Origin of the sequence: Chitinophaga sp. (assembly GCF_035761305.1) — a bacterium.
Lineage (GTDB): Bacteria > Bacteroidota > Bacteroidia > Chitinophagales > Chitinophagaceae > Chitinophaga.
In genome coordinates this window covers 1-9582 of the sequence record NZ_DASTRI010000117.1, presented here as the reverse complement: position 1 = coordinate 9582, position 9582 = coordinate 1, and the positions used below count along the sequence as shown (strand labels likewise).

The following is a 9582-nucleotide window of genomic DNA, read 5'->3' as shown; positions in this document are numbered from 1 at the left end:
TAGGCAATTATCAATACTTCATCCAGGCCGGTAACGGCGGGGGAAAGCTGTACTTTTAAAGTATCATCATCAAATACCTGTATGGTTTTAGGGGAATACCCGATACAGCTGATGGCCAGCACTGTTTTTTTGCGGATGTGGTTAATGAGGAATTTTCCCGTTTCGTTGGTATAAGCGCCTTTACGGCTGCCCTTTACAATCACAGAGGCGTTCTGCAACGGAGCGCCATTTTTATCTGTTACCTGGCCGGGTACATCAATATGCGCTTCGTCGGGCATTTCACCCAGGTCAGGATCGCCCGGCTTTTTGGGCAGTATTACAAAAGTTTCCTCCCGGTAATACCAGGTAAGCTTTTTCTTCCGCAGCAGGAAGGCCAGCACATTATCCAGAGGCTCCCGTTTAAAGTTTACGGTAATTCTTTCGTTACTGCTCAGCTGTTCGTCGTTATAGAAGGCCTGCATGCGGGTTTGGTCCCACACTACGTTAAAGAAATCCGCCAACCGTACGTTTTTACCTGCAAAAGTAATACGCTTACCAACCGGCTGATATTGTTGCGCTTTTAAGCCAGTTGATAATGAACCCACCAGGAAAATGGAAAAAAAGAAGAATTTATAAGACAGACGCAGGGATTGATGGTCGTATGGTTTCATAAACGTGCGGTAACACCATTTATCTATTACACTATATACGCAATAGCCCGCCTTACCTATTTGCCGGTAATAACGGCCGTTGCACCGTATTAGATAAATGCACAGTGAGGACACCTTTGATAGTTAAATGGTCTACTTTGAAAGAGATTACTTCGAATTATTTCAAAATACAGCCAGATTTTTTAATAAAAAAATTTTGGCCGTACCGTTATAAGCTGGTTATTGAACTAATGAGGCTGATGATCTATCTCCGCAAATCCATGCTGGCATTCAGACACTTACACCGGCGGCCGCAGTTCTATTCACGTATAGGGTATGGTGCTACGGAGAATGAACAACGCCGGCAGGCTACTACAAAGAAAGCAAAAAAATTGGTCCGGTAAATATTTTCTTACCGGACCATGTGTTTTTTAGTTGTGTTACGGTTAAATATACCGGTTTATGAGGTTCTCCAGGTATTCCTGCCTGCCGCTGATGGCTGCCGGCTCGCCTTTTTCTATGGCATAGGCCCGCAGGTCTTCCAGTGACAGCTTGCCGGCTTCAAAATCCTTGCCTTTGCCGCTGTCGTAGGAAGCGTAACGGTCCTGGCGGATCTTGCGGTACTCCGACTTTTGCAGCACATTATCGGCTACCACCAGCGCACGGGCAAAAGTGTCAATGCCGCCAATGTGCGCATAGAACAGGTCTGCCGGATCAGTGGAGTTACGGCGTATTTTGGCGTCAAAGTTAATGCCGCCGCCCTTAAAGCCGCCGGCTTCCAGGATAATAAGCATATATTCTGTTACTTCATTAATATCAGTGGGAAACTGGTCGGTGTCCCATCCATTCTGCTGGTCGCCGCGGTTTGCGTCTATAGAGCCCAGCAAGCCTGCATCGGCGGCAATCTGCAGCTCATGCTGGAAAGTGTGGCCGGCCAGGGTGGCGTGGTTCACCTCCAGGTTCAGCTTAAAGTCGTTCAGCAGATCGTACTGGCGCAGGAAACCGATCACGGTTGCTGCGTCGTAATCATATTGATGTTTGGTGGGCTCACAAGGTTTGGGCTCTATAAAGAAGGTGCCTTTGAAGCCCTGCTTACGGGCATAATCCCTGGCGGTTTGCAGAAAACGGGCCAGGTGCTCCTGCTCGCGCTTAACATCTGTATTCAGCAGGCTCATATAACCTTCACGGCCACCCCAGAACACGTAGTTTTCACCGCCCAGGGCAATGGTAGCATCCAGCGCGGCTTTTACCTGCGCGGCAGCATGGCTGAGCACATGAAAATCAGGATTGGTGGCAGCGCCATTCATATAACGGCGGTGAGAGAACAGGTTGGCGGTGCCCCACAGCAGCTTTACTCCGCTGTCGGCCTGCTTTGTTTTAGCATATTCCACCAGGGTTTGCAGCCTTTGGTCGTTTTCGGCAATGTTGTTGCCATAATCCACCACATCTACATCATGAAAGCAGTAATAAGGCATCCCCAGTTTGGTAATGAACTCAAAAGCGGCGTCCATCTTGTCTTTGGCCCTTTCAACCGGATCGCTTTTCTCATCCCAGGGAAAGAGGTGGGTAGGCCCGCCGAAAGGATCGGCGCCGGTGCCGCAGAAGGAGTGCCAGTAAGCTACTGCAAAGCGCAGATGATCCTTCATGGTTTTACCGGCTATAACTTTATTCTCGTCGTACCAGCGGTATGCCAGCGGATTGTCGGTAGAGGGGCCTTCGTATTTAATGGCGCCTATGCCTTTGAAAAATTCTTTGCTACCTGTGACAATTTTTGCCATAGAGAAGGTTTGTATCAGTTTTTAATAAAGTAATGAGCTATAAGCGATTCGTGAGGTAACAACCTCCGGACCACTATTTATGCCAACGTTGGCATAAAAATAAAAGAAACTATGAAAAAACAAAAGCCTATTGTTAAAATTGTGGTACGAAATGAAGAAAACGACTATTCACGACATAGCCCGGGAGCTGAACATCACCTTTTCTACGGTGGCCCGGGCGCTGCGCAACAACCCGGCCATCAGCGAAGCAACCCGGGCGGCCGTGCACCGGACAGCGGAAAAACTTAACTACCGGCAGAACAAGCTGGCCAGCTCCCTGCGCTCGGGCAATACGCATGTTATAGGCGTTATTGTACCCAGCCTGCACGTAAGCTTTTTCAGCTCGGTAGTGCATGGTATTGAAAAGGTGATGAACGAGAACGGCTACAGCATTCTGCTGTACCAGAGCAATGAAATGGTGCAGCAGGAGATAAAAGGTATCGACACCTTTTTGCAATCGCGGGTAGACGGCATTATTTCTTCCGTTACCCTGGAAACCACCCAGTATGCGCATTATGAGGACATCAAAAAGCGCAACATACCGCTTATTTTCTTTGACCGTACCCTGGCTGCATTAGACACCCCTTCTGTAACCATTGATGATTACCAGGGCGGCTTTATGGCTACAGAACACCTGGTACAACAAGGCTACCGCCGCATTGTACACATTACTGCCGCACAGGACATCCCTATTTTCAAGGAACGCCTGCGCGGCTACAAAGACGCCCTGCACCGTTACCAGATACCGGTACGGGAAGAGTTGATACTGCAGGGACAGTTTTCCATTGAATACGGCCGCTCCTGTATAAAGCAGCTGCGGGAACAGGGCATTGCGTTTGATGCCGTTTTTGCGCTGGAGGATTATACCGCCATGGGCGTAATACAACAGCTGCAGGCTTATAACATAAAAATACCCCGGGAAGCCGGTGTAATAGGCTTTGCGAATGAGGCATTCGGAGCGCTGGTGCATCCCGGCCTTTCTACCGTAGACCAGCAAACGGTAAAAATGGGACAGGAAGCAGCACGGCTGTTCCTGAAAACCATACAGGATAAACAAGCCGCCGGCAGGCCGGCAGAAAAGATAGTGCTGAAGCCGATATTGATTGTGCGGGAGTCGAGCAGAAGGAGTTGAGCCCCAAAGAATGTAAAATCATAAATGTAAAATTTCAAATGTAAAAGTAGAATAACGCGAACCCAGGTACAGCTTACGTTTGCCGCGTTCCACTTTTATATTTTACATTCATCTGTTTTACATTTTACATCTGCATTTAGTCCATCGGAATACAAGACAGCTTTGCATTCTCGGCGCATTTACTGACCTTTGTGCACCAACAAGGACCAACACCAACCATGACCATTTTAACTTTTACGCTCGTGCTACTGGGCGGGGCTTTCCTGGCAGGATTGCTGGGGTCCCTTACAGGCCTCGGGGGCGGCGTAGTAATTATTCCACTGCTCACACTCGGATTCCATACCGACATCCGTTATGCCATCGGTACCGCCCTTATTGCGGCCATTGCAACCTCCTCCGGCTCCGCTTCTGCTTATGTAAAAGAAGGGATCACCAATATACGCCTGGGTATGTTCCTGGAAATTGCCACCACTACCGGCGCAGTAGCCGGCGCCTTGCTGGCCGTGTATATGCCTACAAATGCAGTGGCCATTATATTTGGCGTGGTGCTGATCATTTCCGGGTTCCTTTCGTTCCGGCCCAAGCACAGTAACCTGGAAACCGGTAATCACAGCCAGCTGGCGCAGCAGCTGCGCCTGAATGGCAACTACCCTACTTCCGACGGCCATGTAAATTATAAGGTACGGCATGTGCCCGGCGGCTACCTGATGATGACGGTGGCCGGCGTATTATCCGGCCTGCTGGGTATTGGCTCCGGCGCATTAAAGGTGCTGGCCATGGATAACATGATGCGCGTGCCTTTCAAAGTATCTACCACCACCAGCAATTTCATGATAGGCGTAACAGCAGCAGCCAGCGCCGTAGTGTACCTGCAGCGCGGCTATATTGATCCCGGGCTTTGCCTGCCGGTGGTGCTGGGCGTACTGGCCGGGGCATTGGGCGGCACCAAAATACTTGCCCATGCCAAAACCAAATGGCTCCGCATTATTTTCGGCGTGGTAATAACACTGCTGGCATTACAAATGATCTATAACGGCATTACCGGAAAACTATAACACATGAGGCGACTGCTTTCAAGAAAGTACTGGGAAGATAAAGATGTGGAAGTATTGCTGGGCGGCCTGCTCCGCTACGGCGTTATTATTTCAAGCCTGGTGGTGCTGGCCGGCGGCATTATTTACATTATACGGCACGGGCATGAAGTACCGGAATACCGGGCTTTTGCGGGGCCTAATAACCGCTTTGACAACCTGCCGGCGATTGTGCGCGGGGCATTGCAGGGCCATGGAAAAGAAATTATCCAGCTGGGCGTGGTGCTGCTGATTGCCACGCCTATTGCCCGCATCCTGTTTTCGGTACTGGCGTTTATTATTGAAAAAGACTATCTGTATATTGCAATTACGCTGGTTGTGCTGGGGGTGATCACCTTCAGCATGCTGGGAGGACTGGGCGGATAACGGTTAGGTGCGGGTTTAAAAAACAAAACCGGAATAAGAATATTCCGGCTTTTTACCTAAACCTACAACTGTTACACTGTTAGTAACATATCTTTTATATCTTTTAACGCGCTGCCTTAGTGCATGGCAGACGGGTCTAATTTTCCTCCCTTTTTATTGGACTTTATCAGCAGTACTACCGGCACAAATATCAGGAACAATATTCCCAGGTACAGGAATACATCCATGTACGACAACACGGTCTGCTGCTTCAAAATGCTATATTCCAATGATTGATACGCGCTTTTGAGCGCAGTGGATGCATCCATTCCCTTGTGCATAAAACTGGCCTGCATGGAGTGCACCCGGTTCATTACCTCCGGGCTGTTGGTATCGAGCTTGCTTACCAGGTCCATCCGGTGCAGCTGGTTACGGCGCGATACAAAAGTGGAGATCAACGCAATACCGAATGAACCGCCGAGCTGCCGCATCATGCCTGTAAAGGCGGCGCCCTGGCCTATCTGCACACCCTTCAGGGACGACAGCGACATGGCTGTAATGGGTATGAACAGGAAGCCCAGGCCCACGCCACGCACAATCAGCATCCAGAAAAAGGCCGACTGGCCGGTATCGGGCGTAATGATCTTATACCCCCAAAAGCTGTAAAAGAAAAACGATATCATGCCGATGGCTATGAGGTAGGGCTGCGGAATACCTTTTTCCAGCATTTTACCGATCAGCGGCATCATGAAGGCTGTCATCAACGCAGAGGGCAGCATCAGCAAACCAGACTGCGTGGCGGTCCACCCCATTATACCTTGTGTGTACAACGGAATAACAAAGGTGGACCCGTATAAACCAAATCCCATGACAAACGACAAAATTGTTCCGATCCGTAAATTCCCGTTCTTTAACACACGCAGCTCTACTATTGGATTCTTATACACCAATTCCCTCCATATGAAAAAGAAAAAGCCCAGTATCGCCATCACCGCTAAAACCGCGATGGCTGTGTTATTAAACCAGTCGTCTTCCTGCCCGCGCTCCAGCACATATTGCAAAGAGCCTACTGCAACGGCCAGGAAACCAATGCCCCACCAATCAATTTCATTCGCTGCTTTCTTCTCTGCAAATTTGGGACTGCGCACAAACTGCAGTGTTAACAAGGTGGCTATAATTCCTATTGGTATATTGATGTAAAAGATATTCGGCCATGTAGAGTGGTCAATGATATAACCACCCAGCGGGGGGCCCAGCGTAGGGCCAATGATCACGCCTAAACCGTAGATGGCCTGCGCCATACCACGTTTTTCAGGCGGGTAGCTTTCTGTAATAATGGTTTGTGAGGTTACCAGCAGGGCGCCGCCGCCTACCCCCTGAATAAAGCGGAAGATCACCAGCTCCCACAGGGAGGTAGCATTACCGCACAGGAAGGAGGCCGCTGTAAACATTACAATAGATACTGCAAAGTAGTTGCGGCGGCCAAATTGCTGCGCCAGCCAGCTGGTCATGGGTATGATAATTACGTTACCGATGGCGTATGCTGTTACTACCCAACCAACCTCACTCATGGTAGCGCCCAGGTTACCGCGCATATCATTCAGGGCCACGTTTACAATAGTGGTGTCCACTATTTCGAGCAGCGCGCAGAATATAGCCGTTATGGTGATAATCACCCGGCGGGCGCCGTATTCTACCAATGATGCCTGTTGCATAAAAATTTCAATAATAATGGTTAGTCAAGATGTACGTCCACATCCACATTCAAACCTGCACGCAGCTGTTTTACCACCGGATCGTTCGGGTTATCGAACTCGATCCTTACGGGTAAACGCTGTACTACTTTTACGAAGTTGCCGGTGGCGTTATCCGGGGGCAGCAGCGCAAAACGGGCGCCGGTAGCGGGTGAGAATGAGGCCACATGCGCATCCAGGTCTTTTTCCGGGAACGCGTCCACATGCACTTTCACCTTCTGTCCTACCTTCATTTTATCCAGCTGGGTTTCCTTAAAGTTGGCTACTACCCATACAGAGTTATCCAGTACAATGCTGAACAGCGACTGGCCAGCCTGCAGGTATTGCCCGGGCTGTACGTATACCTTGGATATATTGCCTGCTTCCGGCGCAGTAATTACGGTGTAGGAAAGGTTCAGCTTTGCATTATCCACCTCTGCCTCCTTTTCCTTAATGGCGGCTTCCGCGGCGGCTATCTGGCGGGCGGTGGCATTACTTTGTGAGGCCACGCCTTTTGTTTGCTGTGCGGCATATGCCTTTTGCTCCTGCAGCACCTGCAGCTGCCTTTCAGCGGTTTGCTTGGCGGCCAGGGCCTGTTCATATTGCTGCTGGGTAATGGAATGATCTTTTATCAGGTTGGCGTAACGCTCATAATCCTGGGTGGCGCGCCATACATTTACTTTGGCGGCTTCAATCTGCGCATCCACGGTGGCTACATTGGCACGTGATGTAACAATGTTTGCCTGTGATGCTTCTGTATTTGCCTGCGCTACGCCTACATTCGCCTTTGCGGCTGCCAGGGCGGCTTCTGCCTGCTCCAGCTTTATCTGCAGGTCGCGGTCGTCCAGCACAATAAGGGTATCGCCTTTTTGTACCTGCTGGTTATCCTTTACGCGAACGGATTTCACGTAGCCGCTTACACGGGGTATTACAGGGCTCAGGTTGGCTTCTATTTGCGCATTGTCTGTTTCTTCGTGATGCAGCGCATACACATATTTACTGATGCCAAAGATGCTACCGCCGATCACCAGTATTGCAAGAATAACCATGAAACGCACATTCGTTTTCTTCTTGGGTGGTTGGTTGTCCTGAGGTGCAGCGTTCCCTGTTTTATTGCTGGCAGATCTTACTTCATTTACTTGTGTTTCCATAAAGACCTTTAATTGAAATTGTTGGTTGTTTAATTACTTTTTGTTTTCACTCATTTGTTCTCTTCCAGTACACCGGCGGTTTGTAACAGCTTATTGTAGGCTACTACCGCATCTGCGCGGGCTGAGGTGTAGTTCAGGTGCGCCTGCAGCTCGGCAACGTCTGCTTCCAGAAGGTCGGTAGTGGTAGCCAGGCTGTTGGCGTGCTTGTTTTTTGTAATACGGTAGTTTTCGGCTGCCTGCTCTATCGCTTTTTCGTACATCCCGATCTTTCTTTTGCTTACAATGTAATTCTCATAAGCCTGGTTTATCTCCAAATGTATCTTATCGCTTAGCATTGCTTCATTGATTTGTACGGCGGCCAGCTGGTTTTTGGCGTCATCTACCTTAGAGCCTGTTTTCCATAAGGAACCCAGGTTGTACTTCAACCCCACGCCTACGTTCAGGGCATTGGTAACCGTTACTACATTGGGGATGTAAGCGGCTACGTAACCACCGGTAAGCGCCAGGGAGGGGTAATAATCTCCTTTGGCAGATTTTATGCCTGCATAAGCGGCTTTTTCATGGGCCTGCAGGGAGGCGGCGTCCTTACGTTTTTGCTGTGCGACTTGTTCCCATTCTGTTATTGCTTTTTCCTCGCCGCCCGCCTGTGCCAAAAAGGTTGTGTCCAGGTCCATGTTAGTATCTTCGGGTAAGCCCAGCATAATGTTCATATTAATGCGGGCCAGCTTTAAATCACTTTCTGCCTGTGTTAGCGCTACTTCTATATTTGACTGCTGCAGCTGTGCCTTTAACAGGTCGTTGCGGGCCAGGATGCCGTTCTTTTCCATATTGGCAAAGTCGGCGGTGCGCTGTTCCTGCTGCTTCAGGTTTTCTTTTACCAGGTTTACTGCTACGGTAGCTTTATATAAGTTGCTGTAGGCAGCAATGGTATTCTGTATCACTTCTTCGCGGTCCCTGTCGGCATCCAGCCTGGCGGCCTGGGCCAGGTAACGGGCTGATTCTTTGGCGGCCTGTATCTTAAACCCTGAAAAGATAGGTACAGATATAGAGGCCATGCCGTAGGCCACCTGGCTCACATCGGGCGTGGAGCTGCTGCTGCCGCCGTTGTTATTGGTGCTGTCGCCTTTCAGCTTCAGGTCAATATTGGGCTGGTTAAGCCGCATGTAAGAGCCGGATATGCTTGCTTCCGGCAGCTGCCGCGCATTGGCGTCTTTAACGGCGTTGAGCGCGGAAGTTATTTTGGTTTGATTTAACTTTAACTGCTTGCTGTTTTTAATGCCCAGATCAATAGCGTCCCTGAGTGTTAATACTTTTCCTTCCTGCGCCCGGCCTGGTATGTTAAAGGCCAGTAACAATCCCAGCACAAACATCCATGGCGATCTGAATATGCTCCTAGCGTTCATTTGTTAATACGACTTTAAATATTTTTTTCAAATGGTTGCTTACTTTTTCTTTAAGCTGTTGACGGAATTTCTCTTCCGATATTGTTTCCTGGTTCCAGATTTTCCGCAGGAAATTCTGGGATATGATGACGTGGTTGCTGGTACCTACCAGGGTATTCACCATCATCATGGTATCAACATCCCCTAAAAACGCGCCTTTTTTCTGGCCTTCTGTAATGAGCTTCTTCACCATGTCGTACATCTGCTTTTTTACGTCGTGGATCAGCTCCGTAGGCACCCCT

Annotated in this window: 9 protein-coding genes; 3 read left to right on the top strand and 6 right to left on the bottom strand. The window is 49.4% G+C overall.

Going from position 1 to position 9582, the window contains the following annotated elements; genetic code table 11:
* The coding region (locus VFS25_RS10110; protein WP_326462017.1) for an STN domain-containing protein at window positions 1–650 on the bottom strand (650 nt) is incomplete at its 3' end.
* Window positions 651–1075: 425 nt separating this feature from the next.
* Window positions 1076–2407, bottom strand: coding sequence for a xylose isomerase (gene xylA, locus VFS25_RS10105; protein ID WP_326462016.1), 1332 nt, complete (start codon window positions 2405–2407; stop codon window positions 1076–1078).
* A 151-nt stretch (window positions 2408–2558) separates the two neighbouring features.
* Between xylA and VFS25_RS10100 the strand changes: the two genes are divergently transcribed.
* From VFS25_RS10100 to VFS25_RS10090, 3 genes are all read left to right on the top strand, one after another.
* Window positions 2559–3578 carry a LacI family DNA-binding transcriptional regulator gene (locus VFS25_RS10100; RefSeq protein ID WP_326462015.1) on the top strand — a complete coding sequence of 340 codons (1020 nt, stop codon included), beginning with the start codon at window positions 2559–2561 and terminating at the stop codon, window positions 3576–3578.
* 218 nt (window positions 3579–3796) lie between these two features.
* Entirely contained in the window at window positions 3797–4633 is an 837-nt protein-coding gene (locus tag VFS25_RS10095; RefSeq protein WP_326462014.1) for a sulfite exporter TauE/SafE family protein, read from the top strand.
* Window positions 4634–4636: 3 nt separating this feature from the next.
* Entirely contained in the window at window positions 4637–5035 is a 399-nt protein-coding gene (locus VFS25_RS10090) for a DUF1634 domain-containing protein (protein ID WP_326462013.1), read from the top strand.
* Between the two features lie 116 nt (window positions 5036–5151).
* Here the strand turns inward: VFS25_RS10090 and VFS25_RS10085 are convergent, their stop codons facing one another.
* The 4 genes from VFS25_RS10085 to VFS25_RS10070 all read right to left on the bottom strand — a co-directional run.
* Window positions 5152–6729 carry a DHA2 family efflux MFS transporter permease subunit gene (locus VFS25_RS10085; RefSeq protein WP_326462012.1) on the bottom strand — a complete coding sequence of 526 codons (1578 nt, stop codon included), beginning with the start codon at window positions 6727–6729 and terminating at the stop codon, window positions 5152–5154.
* A gap of 20 nt (window positions 6730–6749) precedes the next feature.
* On the bottom strand, window positions 6750–7898 hold the full coding sequence (locus tag VFS25_RS10080) for an HlyD family secretion protein (RefSeq protein WP_326462011.1): 1149 nt from the start codon (window positions 7896–7898) through the stop codon (window positions 6750–6752).
* Window positions 7899–7948: 50 nt separating this feature from the next.
* A complete protein-coding gene (locus tag VFS25_RS10075; RefSeq protein ID WP_326462010.1) occupies window positions 7949–9301 on the bottom strand; it encodes a TolC family protein in 1353 nt (450 codons plus the stop codon).
* On the bottom strand, window positions 9291–9582 hold a 292-nt coding region (locus VFS25_RS10070; protein ID WP_326462009.1), incomplete at its 5' end, for a hypothetical protein. The genes VFS25_RS10070 and VFS25_RS10075, both read right to left, overlap by 11 nt.